Source organism: Clostridioides sp. GD02367 (assembly GCF_045900275.1).
GTDB lineage: Bacteria > Bacillota > Clostridia > Peptostreptococcales > Peptostreptococcaceae > Clostridioides > Clostridioides difficile_A.
In genome coordinates, this window is sequence record NZ_JBJODK010000002.1 from 300,951 (window position 1) to 319,020 (window position 18,070).

At 28.3% G+C, this 18,070-nt stretch carries 14 protein-coding genes; 9 read left to right on the plus strand and 5 right to left on the minus strand.

Going from position 1 to position 18,070, the window contains the following annotated elements; translation table 11 throughout:
- Positions 1–16 precede the first annotated feature (16 nt).
- The 3 genes from Q3223_RS03340 to Q3223_RS03350 all read left to right on the plus strand — a co-directional run bounded on the left by Q3223_RS03340 (position 17) and on the right by Q3223_RS03350 (position 5,034).
- Positions 17–1,159, plus strand: coding sequence for a peptidylprolyl isomerase (locus Q3223_RS03340; RefSeq protein ID WP_054270731.1), 1,143 nt, complete (start codon positions 17–19; stop codon positions 1,157–1,159).
- A 454-nt stretch (positions 1,160–1,613) separates the two neighbouring features.
- A complete protein-coding gene (locus tag Q3223_RS03345) occupies positions 1,614–3,005 on the plus strand; it encodes a peptide MFS transporter (RefSeq protein ID WP_054270730.1) in 1,392 nt (463 codons plus the stop codon).
- A 235-nt stretch (positions 3,006–3,240) separates the two neighbouring features.
- A complete protein-coding gene (locus tag Q3223_RS03350) occupies positions 3,241–5,034 on the plus strand; it encodes an aminopeptidase P family protein (protein WP_074179685.1) in 1,794 nt (597 codons plus the stop codon).
- A gap of 83 nt (positions 5,035–5,117) precedes the next feature.
- Here Q3223_RS03350 and Q3223_RS03355 read toward each other — a convergent pair whose 3' ends face one another.
- Complete coding sequence (locus Q3223_RS03355; protein WP_054277028.1) at positions 5,118–6,500, minus strand: peptide MFS transporter; 1,383 nt, start codon at positions 6,498–6,500, stop codon at positions 5,118–5,120.
- 255 nt (positions 6,501–6,755) lie between these two features.
- Here Q3223_RS03355 and Q3223_RS03360 point away from each other — a divergent pair, with 255 nt between their 5' ends.
- Together Q3223_RS03360 and Q3223_RS03365 are read left to right on the plus strand one after the other, a co-directional pair.
- Positions 6,756–7,103: a cupin domain-containing protein gene (locus Q3223_RS03360; RefSeq protein WP_054270727.1), complete on the plus strand. Its 348-nt coding sequence runs from the start codon at positions 6,756–6,758 to the stop codon at positions 7,101–7,103.
- A 17-nt stretch (positions 7,104–7,120) separates the two neighbouring features.
- The gene (locus tag Q3223_RS03365; RefSeq protein WP_074179686.1) at positions 7,121–8,155 is read left to right on the plus strand and encodes a DUF6398 domain-containing protein; all 1,035 of its coding nucleotides are present in this window, start codon (positions 7,121–7,123) and stop codon (positions 8,153–8,155) included.
- Between the two features lie 48 nt (positions 8,156–8,203).
- Here the strand turns inward: Q3223_RS03365 and Q3223_RS03370 are convergent, their stop codons facing one another.
- The gene (locus Q3223_RS03370) at positions 8,204–9,253 is read right to left on the minus strand and encodes a PTS transporter subunit IIC (RefSeq protein ID WP_074179687.1); all 1,050 of its coding nucleotides are present in this window, start codon (positions 9,251–9,253) and stop codon (positions 8,204–8,206) included.
- Positions 9,254–9,527: 274 nt separating this feature from the next.
- On the opposite strand from Q3223_RS03370, the gene Q3223_RS03375 reads away from it, so the two are divergent.
- Positions 9,528–11,063 (plus strand): hypothetical protein, encoded by a 1,536-nt coding sequence (locus Q3223_RS03375; RefSeq protein ID WP_054270724.1) that lies wholly within the window; start codon positions 9,528–9,530, stop codon positions 11,061–11,063.
- Positions 11,064–11,197: 134 nt separating this feature from the next.
- On the opposite strand, the gene Q3223_RS03380 is transcribed toward Q3223_RS03375, so the two are convergent.
- A complete protein-coding gene (locus Q3223_RS03380; protein WP_054270723.1) occupies positions 11,198–11,899 on the minus strand; it encodes an aspartate/glutamate racemase family protein in 702 nt (233 codons plus the stop codon).
- Between the two features lie 125 nt (positions 11,900–12,024).
- Between Q3223_RS03380 and Q3223_RS03385 the strand changes: the two genes are divergently transcribed.
- Both Q3223_RS03385 and eam read left to right on the plus strand, forming a co-directional pair.
- A complete protein-coding gene (locus Q3223_RS03385) occupies positions 12,025–13,428 on the plus strand; it encodes a PLP-dependent aminotransferase family protein (protein WP_054277023.1) in 1,404 nt (467 codons plus the stop codon).
- A 379-nt stretch (positions 13,429–13,807) separates the two neighbouring features.
- A complete protein-coding gene (gene eam / locus Q3223_RS03390) occupies positions 13,808–15,076 on the plus strand; it encodes a glutamate 2,3-aminomutase (RefSeq protein WP_054277022.1) in 1,269 nt (422 codons plus the stop codon).
- Between the two features lie 92 nt (positions 15,077–15,168).
- Here the strand turns inward: eam and Q3223_RS03395 are convergent, their stop codons facing one another.
- Positions 15,169–15,525, minus strand: a complete 357-nt coding sequence (locus Q3223_RS03395) for a hypothetical protein (RefSeq protein ID WP_407811651.1) — start codon at positions 15,523–15,525, stop codon at positions 15,169–15,171.
- A gap of 150 nt (positions 15,526–15,675) precedes the next feature.
- Positions 15,676–16,770: an AI-2E family transporter gene (locus tag Q3223_RS03400; protein ID WP_054270720.1), complete on the minus strand. Its 1,095-nt coding sequence runs from the start codon at positions 16,768–16,770 to the stop codon at positions 15,676–15,678.
- A 469-nt stretch (positions 16,771–17,239) separates the two neighbouring features.
- Between Q3223_RS03400 and Q3223_RS03405 the strand changes: the two genes are divergently transcribed.
- A complete protein-coding gene (locus Q3223_RS03405; protein WP_054270719.1) occupies positions 17,240–18,061 on the plus strand; it encodes a MoxR family ATPase in 822 nt (273 codons plus the stop codon).
- The last annotated feature ends 9 nt before the right edge of the window (positions 18,062–18,070 follow it).

Below are 18,070 nucleotides of genomic sequence, written 5' to 3' on the forward strand. Positions count from 1 at the left end.
ATTAAGGAGGATATTAATGTCTGAAGAAAAAAATCCAAAAGAAAATTCATTAGATGAAATTAAAAAGTCAGATAATGTAAGTTCTAAAAAAGATGATGTGTCAGATGAAAAAAACACTGACAACAAAGTCAAGAAAAGAGAAATAAAACTAAGTAACAAAACAATTAAAGCAGTTGTAGCAATTGTTGCAGTAGGAGTTATATGCTTAGGTGGAGGTTATGTTTTTGGCAAAGAAGCCGGAAGAAAGTTACCAGCCACTTCAAAGCATTATAGTAGCAATGAAGCAGTGGCTACTATTGGGGATAAAAAAATAACAGGTGAGATGTTGAGAAAAAGAATGGAGCCATTATTTTATTTAAATGCAAAAACTACTATGAGTGATGATGAAATACGTTCATATGAATCAAATATGATTGAGACTATGATTACGTCTGACATATTATCTACTGAAGCAGCTAAAGAAAAAGTAAGTATAACTAATGATGAACTAGATGCTCAATATAATAATTTAATGACTAACATAGAATCTGCAATGGGCATGACTAAAGAAGAATTTTTAAAGCAGTTTGATTTGACTGAAAAATATATAAAAGCTGATATGAAAAAAGAACTAGTAGCATCAAAATACTTAAGTGAAAAAGCAAAAGTGACTGATAAAGAAGCTGAGAATTATTACAATAAAAACAAGAGCAATTATTTACAGGTTAGAGCTTCACATATTTTAATAAAAACTGTTGATGATAAAGGTAAACAAGTTAGTGATAGTAAAAAAGCTGAACTTAAAAAAGAAGCTGAAGAGATACTTAAAAAAGCACAAGCTGGAGAAGACTTTGCTACTCTAGCCAAAAAGTATTCTGAAGATAGTAGTGCAGAGTCAGGTGGAGATTTAGGATTCTTTGGTAAAGGTCAGATGGTTGAGTCTTTTGAAAAGGCTGCATTTGCATTGAAAAAAGGTGAAATATCTAGTAAACTTGTAGAAAGTGATTATGGATATCATATAATTAAGAAGACAGATGAAAAATATCAACCATTCGAAGAAATAAAATCAGATTTAGTAAGTAGTCTAACATCAGAAAAACAAAATTTACTTATAACAAATTTAAAAGAAAAATATAAAGTTAAAATTACAGATAAATACCAAATGAAAGCTAAACAATAATTTAAGTCAATTTATTAAAAAAAGAAAATCTTGATATATAGATAAAAGCTATTTTTGTTCTCAAATAGAGAATTTAAAATAGCTTTTGTTATTTCATAATAAAAACAATTTACACACATGAATTGATAAAAAAATAACTTGCAAAAAAAGGTTAATAAAAAATATTTCATAATTGAATTATTTAAATAAAAATAAATGAAAATCAAAAAAATAAATACAAAAAAAATTAAATATTAAAGATATTATTTAAATATATATATATTAATATTTTTAGTTTAAAATACTGGAAAAATAATATTTTTCATAATTTTAAAAATAATAATAAAAAAATGAAAATACTGATGGTAATCTATTGAGTAAACATAAAAAAGATGATATTATAAGTATGTACTAAAATGATTAATGTAATCTTAGTACTAAATTTAACTATAAAAACAATGAGGGGGCGTTTTTTATGTCAAATACAGAAAGCGTATCTAAAAAAGTTGGTCATCCGAAGAGTTTCTGGCTTATTTGCATGACAATTTTATGGGAGAGATTTAGTTATTATGGTTTAACAGCTTTATTGGTATTATTTTTTACAGCAAGTATAGCTCAAGGCGGTTTAGGCCTTTCTACACAAGAAGCAACATCTATGTTTGGATTATTTACAGGTCTTATATATCTTACGCCATTAGTTGGTGGCTGGTTAGCAGATAAAGTTTTAGGTCAACAAAAATGTATTTCTATAGGTGCACTCTTAATAGCAATAGGCGATTTTGTACTATTTGCTTCATCAACATCTATTGCAATGGTTTGGGTAGGCCTATCAATAATCATTTTAGGAAATGGTTTTTTTAAATCAAGTTGTTCAAATATAGTTGGGGATATATATCCTAAAACTGATGTATCGAGAAAAGATGCAGCATACAGTTTATTCTATATGGCAGTAAATGTAGGAGCATTTATAGCTCCAATAATATGTGGATTGCTTTCTGATAATGTCTTTGCAGTAAGAGGAGCAAGTGGTGATATAGTATCTTATGGATACAAGATGGCGTTTTTAATTTGTGGTATAGGTATGATGTTAGGTATGATTATATTTACACTTCTTGCGCCAAAATTACTAAATGAAATTGGAAAACATCCTGTTACTAAAGGAAATAAAGGTGAAAAAATTGAGTATGGACCACTTACTAAGTTAGAGAAAAATAGAATAATAGCAATGGTTGTTTTATTTTTATTTGTGGTCTTATTCTGGACAGCATACTATCAAACACAAAGTTCATTTATGATTTATGTAAGGGATAATGTAAATAGAACTGTATTTGGATTTGAAATGCCAGTAGCATGGCTTACATCACTAAATGCTATATTATGTGTAGCTTTATGCCCAGTATTAGCTGCTTTATGGGTTAAATTATCTAATACTAAAAGAGGTGACTTTTCTATTCCAGTTAAAATGGGTTTAGGAATGATAATAATGGGTGTTGGTTTTATAGTGATGGTATTTTCTACATTAGCTAACGGTCCAAATGGAATGGTAAAGGCTAGCATGTTGTTTATAGTAGTAACTTATATATTTACAACAGTAGGTGAATTATTTTTGTCTCCTATAGGACTTGCGATGTTTAATAAATTAGCTCCAGCTAAGTATGCTACATTATCTATGGGAGCATGGTATTTAACAAGTTTCTTTGCGAGTTTATTATCAGGGAAAATTGCTGGTTTTACAGCTACACTTGGTTTTTTACAGATATTTGGAGGAATAGCATCAGTATTAATAATATTTGGTTTAATATTATTAGGAATAAGAAATATATTAACAAAATTAATGGCTATGGATTTATTAACAAAAGAAGAATAATTCATACTAAATTAGTGAAAATAAAGGAAATTACATTTAAATATAAAATAAAAATGTAATTTCCTCTTTAATTATGAAAAAAAGCTTTACACAGATACATAATATAATTAAAATTATAATTGTGATAATTAGAGTGTATAAGATTTATATAAATTATAAGAGAAATATTTATGTAATAAACTTTACATACTTATATATTTAGTTATTAAAACTATTATTTTGAGGAGGTCTTGTTGTGAATATAAAAGACAGATTAAGTGAATTAAGAAGACTTATGGAAGAAAAAAATATAGATGCCTATATGATTCCATCTTCTGATAATCATCAAAGTGAATATGTAGGAGATTACTTTAAATCAAGAGAATTTATATCAGGATTTAATGGTTCAGCTGGTACAGTTATTGTTACTAAAGATGAAGCTGGATTATGGACAGATGGAAGATATTTCATACAGGCAGAGTCTCAATTAGAAGGAAGTACTATAAAATTATTTAAAATGGGACAAGAAGGTTGCCCAACTACAGATGAATATTTATATACAAATATTCCTGAAGGTGGAACTTTAGGGTTTGATGGTAGAGTTATATGTGCTAAAGAAGGAGCTACATTAGCTGAAAAATTATCTAAAAAAGGAATAAAGGTAGAATACCAATATGATTTAATAGATAGTGTATGGAAAGATAGACCTACTTTATCAGATAGTAAGGCATTCTTATTAGATGTTAAATATTGTGGAGAAAATTTTAGTTCAAAATTAAGTAGATTAAGAGAAAAAATGAGTGAAAAGGGTACTTCTACTCATGTAATAACTACTCTTGATGATATAGCATGGTTGTTTAACATAAGAGGTGGAGATGTTAAATACAATCCAGTTGTACTTTCTTATGCAGTAATAACTTTAAAAGAAGTTTACCTATTTGTTGATGAGAGCAAATTAAATGAAGAAATATTAAATGAACTAGCTAAAGAGAATGTTCAAATAAAGCCATATAATGATGTATATGAGTTTGTAAAATCTATAGACAAGGCTGAAAAAGTTTTAGTAGATGGAACTAAGCTTAACTATGCGATTTACAATAACATACCTTGTGAAGTTGAGAAGGTTGATGAATTTAATCCAGTAATGTTCTTTAAAGCACAAAAAAATGAAATAGAATTAGAAAATATAAGAAACTCACACATTAAAGATGGTGTAGCTTTCACTAAATTCATGTACTGGTTAAAGACAAATGTCGGTAAAATTGAAATAACTGAAATAAGTGCTACTGAAAAATTAGAAAACTTAAGAAGAGAACAAGAAGGTTTCTTTGAGCCAAGTTTCAATACAATTGCTGCATATAAAGAGCATGCAGCTATGATGCACTATAGTGCTACTCCAGAATCAAACTATAAGTTAGAAGCTGAAGGGTTATTCTTAGTAGATTCAGGTGGACAATATTATGATGGAACTACTGATATAACTAGAACTACAGTATTAGGACCTATAAGTGATGAGTTAAAACTACACTTTACTTCTGTGGCAAGAGGTATGATAAATCTTTCTAAAGTCAAGTTTTTACATGGTTGTAGAGGATATAATTTAGATATATTATCTAGAAGTTGTATGTGGAATATGGGAATAGATTATCAGTGTGGAACTGGACATGGTATAGGATTTGTGCTAAATGTTCATGAAGCACCAAATGGATTTAGATGGAGAGTAGTACCTGAAAGATTTGATAGTGCAGTTCTTGAAGAAGGAATGGTAACTACTAATGAACCAGGTATATATATAGAAGGTTCTCATGGTATAAGAACAGAGAATGAAATAGTAGTTAGAAAAGCTGAAAAGAACTTCTATGGTCAATTTATGGAGTTTGAAGTTGTTACATTAGCTCCTATTGACTTAGATGGTATAGTTCCAGAGTTAATGAATCAAGATGAAAAAGATTATTTAAACTGGTATCATAAACTAGTTTATGATAAAATATCTTCTTTCTTAACTGATGAAGAAAGAGAATGGTTAAAAGTATATACTAGAGCTATATAGTTTGTAACTAAATATAATAAAAAATCGAGGTATTATGTACCTCGATTTTTTATTGTATTTTTTACTCTATTTAGAAAAAGTTTTTAATTTGATAATTCTACTAATTTTTTGTTCATTATAAGCAATATAATTCCAAATAGTAATAAGAATGATGGTATTACTATGAATACTTGTAACATACCAAGCTGGTCTATAATAGCTTGTGTATAACCAGATAATTTATTTGCTGCAAATTTACCTAAAAACCAAACACCCATTAGAAATGAAATATATTTTTCAGGTGAAAGTTTATTTACCATACCATATCCAACTGGAGAAAAACAAATTTCTCCTATACTTTGGAATGTTAAAAATCCAACTACCCAAAATACACTTGCCTTATGAATAGAATTAGGGTCTGTTCCTGTTTGCATAACAGCTACTATCATGAATAAAAATGCAATAGCTAATAGTATAAATCCTAGACTCATCTTCTTAGGTACACTTAAATCACCTTTTTTAGTTTGAGATAGCTTTACCCATACTAGAGCAGATATAGGTCCAAGGATGACACAAAGAAGACCATTATATGAGTCTATCCATGAAGTTGGGATTTGAAAATTACCAACAGCAAGATTTATGTGTTCCTTTGTATATAAGGCAATAGACATAGAGGCTTGATTGTATGCTATCCAAAAAAATACTGTAAAGAAAGCTAAGACTAATATTACCACTATTCTTTTTTTCTCAACTAAAGTTAATGGTTTGGAAGCTAACATCTTCTTATATTCAAGTGATTTCTTTATAGATTCTCTTCCGTTACTAAATTTATTATTTGAAGATTTATAAAATTTTTTGTTGCCAAGGATAAAAAATAATAAACCTATTAGAACAGTAATTGATGAAAATAAGAACACATATCTATAACCATACATGTTTATAGAGGCACCACTTTTCATAGCAAACCATTCATTAGCAACTAAACCACATACTAAAGGTCCAAATAATGTTCCTAAATTGGTAGCCATGTATGTAATAGAGAAAGCTCCATCTTTTCGTGGGTCATCATTAGTATATAGATTTCCTACCAAAGTGTGTAGGTTGCCTTTATAAAAACCTATTCCTAATCCAGATAAGAATATCATGATATTTATATCCATTTTACTATCTGCTAAATATCCTAAAAAATAACCAATTGATACCATTATCATTCCAAGTATAATACAGTTTTTGGGACCTAAAAATCTATCACTTACCCATCCACCAATAACTGGAGAAAAATAAGTCCATGCCAAAAAAGATGCAAGCATTGATGCTGATTCTGCTGGTGTTAATCCTAAACCACCTTTGGATACTTGTTCAGCTAAAAATAATAATAATACCAACTTCATACCATAGTATGCAAGTCCTACAAAGGTAAATATTGAACAGCAGAAATATAAATCCTTAGGTTGTTTAAGTTTTTCTTGAGTTTTTGAAACTGACATATGTATAGAACCTCCAGATAAAAAATTTAACAAAAATTTCCCATACTATATGAGTATATGTTTTTTTGTTAGAGACGTCAACTTATGGGACAATTTAATTAAATTGCAATATATGTAAAAATAGTGTCATTTTTATATATTCAGTAATATTTTTTTATGAGAATATATGTTATTATTATATTAAAATACAACATATTATGGAAAGGATATGCCAATTTAGTAGTTAGATTGATTGTTTGGCAGGTGGGATGAGCTATGATAAGAAAGAAATCTGAATTACAAGTAGAATTAAAAGAAAATTTGAATGGTGGTATTGGAAAAGTTAGGCTTGAAAACATAATACAAAATGAAGAGCTTAAAGGGAAAGGAAGACTATTTAAAAGAATAGCTTTACCAGCAGGAAGTTCAATTGGTGTGCATGACCATACAACAGATTTTGAAGTATACTATATATTAAAAGGAAAAGGTAAAGTATTTGATAATGGGGAGTTTATAGAAGTTAATGAGGGTGATGTAGTGTATACAGCTGATGGTGCAAAACATTCTATAGAAAATATAGGAGAAGAAGAACTTGAATTTGTAGCACTAGTTTTATATATGTAAAATATGGAGGAGAAGTCATGACAAGCAAGATAGAAGAAATTAAAGACAAGATAAATAGATTTTGCAACTCCAATTTGAATCAAGAATATAAAGATATAAGTTTTAAAATTTTGCAAAACCTTTTGGATAATAACAAAGAAACAATTCATTCTTCTAGAGCTGATATATGGTCTTCAGCTATACTAAATATAGTTTTGGAGCAAAATCTTTTATATAATAAGAAGCATCCATTACATATAACAAAAAAAGAATTTTCAAAACAAATAGGTGTTTCTTTAAACACTATAAATAATAAATCATCTTTGATAAAAGAAGTTTGCAGTATTGACTTTTTAAATCAAGATACTATAGCTATCTCTAATGTAGAATTTTGGGTTAAAGAGACAAATTCTAAATCCAATTCTATAGACTTAGATTTAGAAAAGAAGAAAATATTGTATAAAAGATACATTAAGCTATCACAAGATGCTAATAGCAATATTGAATCAATTAGATATATGGAAGAAGCTGTAAATATAGGGAAAAGTATGATTACAAAAGAAGATAAAGAGCTTGGATTTTGGAAAGGTCTATCTACTAGAGCTTATATGATAGCGCTTGAATCTCTTGCTAGGAAGCTAGAAAGTATTGACAACTTAAATGAGTCCAAAAAAGTATTAGAGTATTTAATAGCAATTAATCCTAGTGATGAACAAGGAATAAGATATAAGTTGTTAAATATATTGATTAGATTAAATGATAGAACTTCAATAAATAAATTATTTGAGCTTTATAAAGAAGAAAAGTCTGCTACATGGATGTACAGTAAAGCTCTTTATTACTTTAAAAATAACAGTATGTTTTTAGCAAATGACTCTATTAAGGTTGCTAAAAGTAAAAATAAATATATTGGATTATATTTATTAGACTGGAGAAATGCTTTTGGTAGAGAATTTGTTACAGAAGAAGAAAAGGCTGAAGCTGTATATTACTATGATGAAAATATAGTTCTTTGGAATGAAGTAAAAGGTTCAATAGACTGGTTATTAAAAAAGATGTTGGAATTTTCATAAAAAAAACTACTCCTTACTTTTATACAAGTAAAAGGAGTAGTTTTTAATTTATACATCTAGTTTTAAATCTCCTGGTTTTATTAAACCTTTTTTTCTCATAAATTCTGAAATTAGCAAAGTTACAATAGCAGGAAGTACAAAGTTAAGTAAAAGTATACCAACCCACATAGTTATACCTCCTTTTCCAGCACTCTGCATAGCAGTTACTGTCCCAAATTGACCAACCAATCCACAAGTACCCATACCAGAACCAATAGGGATATTCTCCATTTTAAATATTGTTGTAGATAATGGTCCAAGTAATATTGAAGCAACAGTAGGTGGAATCCAAATTTTCCAATTTTTTATTATGTTGGGAACCTGAAGCATAGATGTACCAAGTCCTTGTGCAACTAGACCACCTACCCCATTTTCTCTAAAGCTCATAACAGCGAAACCTACCATTTGGCAACAACAACCAACAGTTGCTGCTCCACCAGCAAGACCTCCTAAACTAAGCATCATACAAATAGCTGCACTACTTATAGGTAATGTAAGAGCTATTCCAACCAGTGCAGAGACTAGAGCCCCCATTATGATGGGTTGCATAGTTGTAGCTTGCATTATTATGTTTCCAAATGAAGTCATAAATGCAGAAACAGCTGGACCAATAAGTTGAGCTACAAGTACTCCAATTAGTATTGTTACAGCAGGTGTAACTAATATATCTACTTTTGTTTCTTTTGAAACTAATTTTCCAATCTCTACAGCAAAAAGTGTAGCGACAAATGCCCCAACAGGACCCCCTAATTCGTTACCACAAGCTCCAACAAGTGCACAAGAAAATAGCACAAGTGGAGGTGCTTGAAGTCCATACGCAATAGCCACTGCTATAGCTGGACCTGTAACTTGTTTAGCAAGAGGGCTTATAACTTCAGTAAAAAGAGAAATATTGAAGTTGTCTCCTAATGTGTTAAAAATTGTTCCAATTAAAAGGGAAGAAAAAAGACCGAGTGCCATGTAACTTAACGCATCAATAAGATACCTTTGAACAGAAATTTCAATGTTTTTTCTTTTAGCAAATGATTTGAAATCTTTTTTTTTGTAATTGATTTCCAATTTAAAGTCCTCCTCATATAATACAAGTATAAATTTCTTTTGAATTAATTATATAACTTTTTAGCTGACAAGACAAATGTTATTTCACTAAAATTAGACTATTGTAATAGTAAGAAATTAACACTAATTTTAGTTTTAAATTTTAAATTTATGGTTTATAATTAGTATAGGGATATTCTGAAATATAATACTTTTCCAGTTTATCCCAATATTTAACTTAGGTAGATTGCTTACAAAACAAATGATTATATATTAGGCTAAAGGAAGTGGATAGATGAGATTTGTAGAAAATAAGAAATACAGAAAAATTGCCATAATTATATCTATTCCTATATTGCTTGTTGCGCAGTACTACCTTTTTAAATTTGGAATACTTAGACCAATGGTAAAGGGAGTAGAAATCGAAATTGTAGATGGGGAATATGTTAAAGATTTAGATAAATATGTAGTAAAACTAAATGAAACAGTTACTTTATCTACTGGCGAATATATCAAGGTTCCTTCATATGCTAAAGACCCAAATATTTGGTTTAATGTGTTGGATAATTCAGGGACTTTAAAAATAGATGGAAATAAGATGACAGCATTAAAGGTTGGGTATTCTTCTGTGGGTATTATGAAGAATTCAAGAGTGTTGAAAAAGGCTACTATAAAGGTAGTAGACCCAGAAGTAGAATCACTAGATATGGAGATTAATGGGGATTTAAAACATGTTGGTGATAGTGCTACTATAGAAAGTACAATAGAGGTTGATTATGACAAATTTAAAAAGTCATATAAACCTATTTATAAGAGTAGTAATGATGATGTGCTAAAAATTAAAGGAAATACAGTAAGTGCAGTTGGAGTTGGAAAAGCCACAATATATGCTAAGTGTGGAAATAAAGAAGTAGAGAGAAGCTTTAGAATTCAAGCTAGAGTTGCTGAAATAAATATGAATGATGTAAAAATAGAAGTTGACCAAAATGAAAAATTAAAACCAGATATAATAACTTCTCCACCTGGTTTAGAGCCACCAAAAATATATTATGAGTTAGCGGATTCAAAGTTACCTGTAGAAAGAGCAATAAGTCTAGGTAGTGATGGAAATATCGTAGGACTTAGAGAAGGTAAGGAAAGAGTAAGGATAACTTGTGGAGATAAATCTAAAATAATAACTATAACAGTAGTTAAAGAAACTATAACGAATGACTATATACAAAATTTAGTAGGGTCACATAAAATAGTAAATAATAAAGTTATTATTAAGCTTGAATGGGATTATATGAAAGATGTCTTTGATTATGATATATATCTTAAAGACAAGTTGTCAGGAGAATCATTTAAGAAAATAAAATCTATAACTGTAAATGAAAGTGATTTAGGAAAATCACAAAAAGTATATGCTACTATAGAAGTAGATATAAAAGATAATCAAAATTTAGATTTTGATATTTATGTTGTAGGTAAGAAAGATTCAGATACAACTAAGCCAAGTAATGTCATAAATATTACTAATGGAAATTCAAATTCAAATGATGATAATAATATTCAAGATATGAAGGTTGAAAACATATCAGCTAATGTTGACAGAGAAAACAATGTTATTAGGGTTAATTGGAGTAGTGTATCTCATAAGGGTTGTACCTATAGTATATATGTAAAAAACAATACTAATGGAGAGGGAGATTTTACATTGTATCAAAGTGATATACAAGGTAATGAGCATACTATAAGTATTCCTGAAGGAGACTTAAATATGGATATCTATGTTGTTGCAAATTACGATGGGAAAAACTCTCAAAATAGTGATGTTATAAACGTAAGATAGATTTGTATACAGATTAAGAGTACTAAGTTTGTGATTTATTGAAAAATTAAATTAAAAAGGGATAGTATAAGTAGAATTATACTATCCTTTTTTATATAAGGGTTTCAAGTTTTTAGTTTAAGAAATATTTTTTATTAATTTAAATAATCTGAAATTGACTTTAATGCAGCTTCTATTGCATGTATTAGTGTTGTATCAAATAGTGGAATAGAAGTATCATTTTGTTTAATTAGAAGACCTATTTCTGTACATCCTAATATAATACCATCTACACCTTGCTCACCAAGCGTATCTATAATAGATAAGAAAGCTTTCTTTGAAGATTCAGATACAATTCCTACACAAAGTTCGTTAAATATTGTATTGTTTATTATTACACGTTCTTCTTCAGTTGGAACTAAAACCTCAATTCCATTATTAATAATTATATCTTTATAAAAATCTTGCTCCATTGTATATTTAGTACCCAATAAAGCTACTTTTTTTATTTCTTTTTCTTTCAATACTTCAGCAGTTACATTTGCTATGTTTAGTAGTGGGATGTGTATCTTTTCTTGTATTTTATCTGCTACTTTATGCATAGTATTAGTGCATATAACAATAAAATCTGCCCCTGCATTTTGTAATTTAATTGCAGCATCAGATAGAATTTTAGCACTTTTTTCCCAATTTCCACTAGACTGGCATTCTTCAATTTCTTGAAAATCTACACTGTAAAGTATACATTTAGAAGAATGTAGCCCACCTAATCTTTCTTTTATTACTGTATTAATAACTTGGTAATATGTAATGGTACTTTCCCAACTCATTCCTCCAATTAAGCCTATAGTCTTCATATTGATACCTCTCTTGTTCTCTGTATTTGGAAATAGCTATTTACAAATACAAGTATAGCATCTAGAATAAAAGCATACAATAATAAAATTGTATGGAGGACAATTATATTAAAAGGAGTAATTATATGCCAATAAATTCATTTGAAAACTATCCTATGACATGGAAGCCAAAATTAAATAGTCGAAAGCCACCAATATATAAAACTTTGGCGATGTTATTAGAAGAAGATATTAAAAGAGGAAATTTAAATCCTGGAGATAAATTACCTCCACAACGAGAATTAGCAGATTTTCTCGATTTAAATTTGAGTACAATAACACGAGCATTTAAACTTTGTGAAGAGAAGGGGTTGATATGTGCAAAAGTGGGAAAAGGAACTTTTATTTCATCTGATGTAAATGTGAGCAATACATTGTTATATCAAACAGAATCAAAAGATATAATTGAACTAGGAACAGTGCATCCTCCCTATGAGCAAAATACATATATTGTTGATTTTATTAAAAATGTGTTAAAACAACCAGAAATGGATAGGTTTTTGCAATACATGTCTCCGTCTGGTACATATATGCAAAAAAAATCAATTGCAAAATGGTTAGAAAGAAATAATTTATATACTAATGAAGAAAATATACTACTATCTACAGGTGCTCAGAATGCTATATGTGCAACTTTACTAGGGTTGTTTAAAACTGGTGATAGGATTGCTACAGATTCTTTGAGTTTTTCTGGAATTAAATCAATAGCTAAAATGATAGGTATTCAATTGATTCCAATTCCTCAAGAAAATAATGAAATGTCAGCAGAATCTCTTGAAAGTTACTGTAAAAATGAAAATATAAAAGGCATATATCTTATACCAGACTATCATAATCCAACAACACATTCTATGTCTAACTTGTCTCGTCAAAAAATAGCAGATATAGCAAAAAAGTATAATATAATAATCATTGAAGATGCAATAAATAGTATTCTTAGACCTAATATACAAACGCCTATATTTTCTTTGGCTAGTAACAATACTGTATATATTTTTAGCACGTCTAAATTTTTATGTGCTGGTCTTAGAATAGCATTTGTAGTTGCTCCAAAAGGCTATATGGAAAATCTAGAAAAAGCACTATATAACATGAATTTAATGGTATCTCCATTTATGGCAGAAATAGTACACCGTTTACTATATTCTCCTATTATAGATAAGATTATAGAAGAGAAAAAAGATGAGATTGTAAAAAGAAATGAAGTTGCTGATAAAATTTTATCAGATTACAGTTTAATTGGTGATAAAAATTGTAGTTTTCGTTGGTTGCTTCTTCCTGACGAATTGGATGGAAAGTCATTTGAAATATGTGCAAAAAATCTAGGAGTTCAAGTGTATTGTGCTGAACGTTTTTCTGTTGGCAATTCTACAGTACCAAAAGCAATTCGTATTTGTGTAACAGCTCCAAAGGATGTAGAAGAATTGGAAAAAGGTCTGAATATAATAAAGTCACTTCTTAAGAATCAGAGCTATTTTACTATGATTTAATTAAATAAATAAAAAAGCGGAGAAATTTATTATAATAAGCCTCCGCTTTTATTATTTAATGAAATACTTTATTTTCTATTAAAATTTTAACTTTAATAATCTTGAAAATATAATCGTTTTATGGTAAAATAATTCTTAAAAATAGAAAAAATTAATCATTTGTTAAAAAAAATGCATAATATATTGTAATTTATTGACGAAAGTGGAAAAATATTCACAAATGTATAAAATAACAGAAAAAATGCAAAAATAAGTTCAATTTTATTTGTTATAAAATCTATATGGCAAAGTTAAATCTGCCTATCAGAATGATATAAACACATCAGAAAGGAGGATGCTATCAAATAATATGAGTAGTTAATTTTGATAGCGAAGAATTATGAATGAACAAACTAGAATATCCTTAGAGAGAGCTGCTGAACTAAAATCAAAAATTGATGATTATATTCAGGCTAGAAAAACGATTAACAGAGGGCTTGAAAAAGAAGAAGAGATAAATAAACGAAAACAGAAAATATTAAATTTATTAAATGGAACAGAAGAAGATTGGAATAACTACAAATGGCAATTATCAAATAGAATAACAGACGTAGATACTTTATCAAAAATTATAACTCTAACTAAAAAAGAAAAAGAATATATAAAAGAGGTTGGTACTCAGTTTAGATGGGCGATATCCCCGTATTATTTGAGTCTGATAGACCCAGAAGATATATGCGACCCAATAAAATTACTGGCCATACCAACACATATAGAATTGGAAGATGAGCAAGAAGATTTAGACCCAATGGGAGAAGAGTACACAAATCCAGCAGGATGCATAACAAGAAGATATCCAGATAGACTGATAATAAATGTAACAAATGAGTGTGCTATGTATTGTAGACACTGTCAAAGAAGAAGAAATATTGGTCAACAAGATTCTCACAAGTCAAAAGCTATTATACAAGAGTCTATAGACTATATTAGAGAAAATGAAGAAATAAGAGATGTGTTGGTGACTGGAGGAGATGCTCTTACATTAAAAGATGATTATTTAGAATGGATTCTTAGTCAACTTAAAGAAATACCACATGTTGATTATGTCAGATTAGGAACTAGAACTCTTGTTACAATGCCACAAAGAATTACAGATGAATTTTGTAATATGCTAAAAAAATATCATCCTATATATATAAATACACATTTCAATCATCCAATGGAAATAACTAAAGAATCTAAAGAAGCTTGTGAAAAGCTAGCAAATGCAGGAGTTCCATTAGGAAATCAAGCAGTGTTATTGAATGGTATAAATAATGATAAATTTGTAATGAGATGTTTAAATCAAGAATTATTAAAAATAAGAGTAAAACCGTATTATATATTCCAAAGCAAGCATGTAAAGGGAACAAAACATTTTAACACATCAGTGGATGATGGTCTTGAAATAATGGAGTATCTAAGAGGATATACATCAGGAATGGCTATACCAACATATATAGTTAACGCTCCAAAAGGAGGAGGAAAAACTCCATTACTTCCACAATACCTTGTATCAAAAGGAACAGATTATGTTATGCTTAGAACATGGGAAGGTAAAGTTGTAAAAATGGAAGATGAACCTGCTGTAGATATAAAGAAACTTATAAAAGAGCAAGCTCAAGATTAATAAATATTTAAATTGCAAAAAAAAGAAACAACTTTAAAATAAAAATAAAATGGATGCTAAATTTATATCAATTTGCATCCATTTTTTATTAGTTATTTATTATTTTGTTGTTGATTAACTAATTCAAGATATCCACTTGGGTGGAAGTAATATATCTCAGAAGTATTTTCATTTACAAAGTAACCGATGTCACCATCTGCATCTGGTAAAAATACATAACCGTTAAGATTTTTAGCTTTTAGTGCTTCGAAATCGCTAGCATTTCCTTGATATATGTAATCAACTTCATTGTTGTATTTTATTAAAAGTTCTTTAGCTTGTTCTTGAGTCAATTTAGTATTTTGGCTTACAGTAACATTCTTTTGTGAATCAGCATAAGAAGATTCATTTACTGGTGCAGTTAATAACAAACAAGATAAAACTAATAAAGATATAAGTGCTTTTTTCATACTAAAACCCTCTTTCGTGTTTAATTATATAAGATTCATTACTTAATAATATTGTATGTTTCCTATAATTAAATATTACCATTAAAGAGAATAATATTACAGTTACACAGCTGTAACCTTTGATTACAAAATCGTAATTAAATTGTATTTTTATTCCATCTGTATTTTATCATGTCTACGATTTACAAATTCACAGAAATATATCTTTATAACACCCATCACAGGGGCTGATAGAATCATGCCTGGTATACCAAAAAATCCTCCTCCAACAGTAACTGCTAGTATTGTAAAAAATGGACTAAGACCTAGTTGTCCACCTACGATTTTTGGTTCTATAAATGTAACTTCAACTTGCTGAATTATTATTAAATAAATCAAAGAAGTTAGTGCAGTTGTTGGATTAGAGAATAAATTAATTATTACAACTGGTGCCATACCTATTACTGGACCAAAATATGGAACCATATTCATAACACCCATAAGCGTACCAAATAACAGTGCATATTCAGATTTTAAAAAGTAAAGACCAATTCCAGAAAGTACTCCAACTATAAAAGAGTCTAGAATCTTTCCTGTAAAGTATTTACCAATATTCATGTTTAAGCTCTGACATAATTCTATTATAAAATCTCCATACTTTTTACCCAAAGAAATATAAACTATCTTCTTCGTAAATAATAAGAATTTTTCTTTTTCTAATAATATATAGAAACAAATTATAAAACCTAAAAGAAATTGTACTATAAATTTTCCAACAGAGAATGTAGTACTAAATATTCCTCCAAGTGAGCCAATAAGTAAGTTACTAAACTTAGGCATTACACTCATAATTTTGTCACCATATTCTTTTAGTGTGTTAGGGTCTACTGATTGTAAACTTTTACCTAAATCAAATAAAAACTGCTCTGTTTTATCTATATATGTAGGAACTTGAGATACCAAATCAGCTAAACTATTTACTATGGATGGAACTGTAAATAGTATAAAGGCAATTAGTATAACTATGAGTACACCATAAGTAAGAAGTAATGAGTATATTCTCTTAAAATTTAGTTTGCTTTCCAAAAACTTTACTAATGGATTGAATATATATGCTAATATAAATGCTATTATAAATGGTGTCAATAGTGACATTAATAGACTTACCATTCCAAAAAAGTATTTATAATTATCAATAACTTTAATTAAGATATATGAAACAACCACCGTAAGTACAATATTTAAATAAATTTTTTTATCTTGCAAAACAACACAACCTTTCTTATATTTGTTAAATTTTAAAATATCTAAATTTAAGTTCAAGTTAATATTTATAGCTTATTATACAATAAAAAGCAGTATTAATATAGTATGATTAATATGAAATTATAAATACATTAAAATTTTATATTTATGATTAAAAATGATGAAAATTAATTAAGTTATGTTTATATATAACTTAATTCTAAAAAAAGTGATATTCTCGGTTAAAGTAAGTTTATTATAATTTAAATTTTGTATAAGATACTCTCTTTTCATGCTTTTTTAAATATATATTTCATTTAATTATGACAAATAAAGATAAAATTTAAATATTTTAGAGGTAATTTTACTTGGATATAGAATTTTAGAATAATACTATACAAATGTATTGTCTTATTATTTTTTATATTAAAAATAGTAATAAAGTCTCTATATACATTTAGAAAATTATTGTTTAAAAGGAGTAGAACTTATGATAAAAAAAGAAATAGGTAATTTTAAAGGTACTAGTGATTATGTGGTATCACCAGAATTAATGGCATCAGTTAATGTTGCTATTGCTCTTGAAAAACCACTTTTGATTAAAGGTGAACCTGGAACAGGTAAGACCATGCTTGCACAAGCGATTTCAAATGAACTAAAAAAAGATTTAGTAATTTGGAATATAAAGTCAACTACAAAAGCTCAAGATGGTCTTTATGTATATGATACTGTTCAAAGACTCTATGACAGTCAATTTGGAGGAGAAGGAGTAGACGATATTAGTAAGTACATAAAATATGGTAAATTAGGAGAAGCATTTAGTTCAAAGCAACAAGTAATTCTTTTAATAGATGAAATAGATAAAGCAGACCTAGAATTTCCAAATGACCTGCTTTGGGAATTAGATAAAATGGAGTTTTACATAAATGAAACAAAAGAAACTGTAAAGGCTAAACAAAGACCTATAGTTATTATAACTTCAAATGCAGAAAAAGAACTTCCAGATGCATTTTTGAGAAGATGTATATTCCATTATATAGAATTTCCTGATAAAGAGATGATGGAAGAAATAGTCAAAGTACATTTTGATAAGGTAGAAGAACATCTATTAGAACAAGTAATGACTACTTTTTATTGGATTAGAGGGCTAAAAGAAATACAAAAGAAACCTAGTACATCAGAATTAATAGACTGGATACAAGCATTAACTTTGAGTGGAATTCCTATCGAAAAAATAGAGAAAGAAGTTCCTTTTGCAGGAATACTACTTAAAAATAACGAGGATATTGAATCTATGCAAAGACGTTTATAGTTAATAGGA

Bases quoted from the DNA above. Each gene is read 5' to 3' on its own strand.
- Q3223_RS03340 (WP_054270731.1), top strand. From the start codon at position 17: ATGTCTGAAGAAAAAAATCCAAAAGAAAATTCATTAGATGAAATTAAA.
- Q3223_RS03345 (WP_054270730.1), top strand. From the start codon at position 1,614: ATGTCAAATACAGAAAGCGTATCTAAAAAAGTTGGTCATCCGAAGAGT.
- Q3223_RS03355 (WP_054277028.1), bottom strand. From the start codon at position 6,500: ATGTCAGTTTCAAAAACTCAAGAAAAACTTAAACAACCTAAGGATTTA.
- Q3223_RS03360 (WP_054270727.1), top strand. From the start codon at position 6,756: ATGATAAGAAAGAAATCTGAATTACAAGTAGAATTAAAAGAAAATTTG.
- Q3223_RS03365 (WP_074179686.1), top strand. From the start codon at position 7,121: ATGACAAGCAAGATAGAAGAAATTAAAGACAAGATAAATAGATTTTGC.
- Q3223_RS03375 (WP_054270724.1), top strand. From the start codon at position 9,528: ATGAGATTTGTAGAAAATAAGAAATACAGAAAAATTGCCATAATTATA.
- Q3223_RS03380 (WP_054270723.1), bottom strand. From the start codon at position 11,899: ATGAAGACTATAGGCTTAATTGGAGGAATGAGTTGGGAAAGTACCATT.
- Q3223_RS03385 (WP_054277023.1), top strand. From the start codon at position 12,025: ATGCCAATAAATTCATTTGAAAACTATCCTATGACATGGAAGCCAAAA.
- eam (WP_054277022.1), top strand. From the start codon at position 13,808: ATGAATGAACAAACTAGAATATCCTTAGAGAGAGCTGCTGAACTAAAA.
- Q3223_RS03395 (WP_407811651.1), bottom strand. From the start codon at position 15,525: ATGAAAAAAGCACTTATATCTTTATTAGTTTTATCTTGTTTGTTATTA.
- Q3223_RS03405 (WP_054270719.1), top strand. From the start codon at position 17,240: ATGATAAAAAAAGAAATAGGTAATTTTAAAGGTACTAGTGATTATGTG.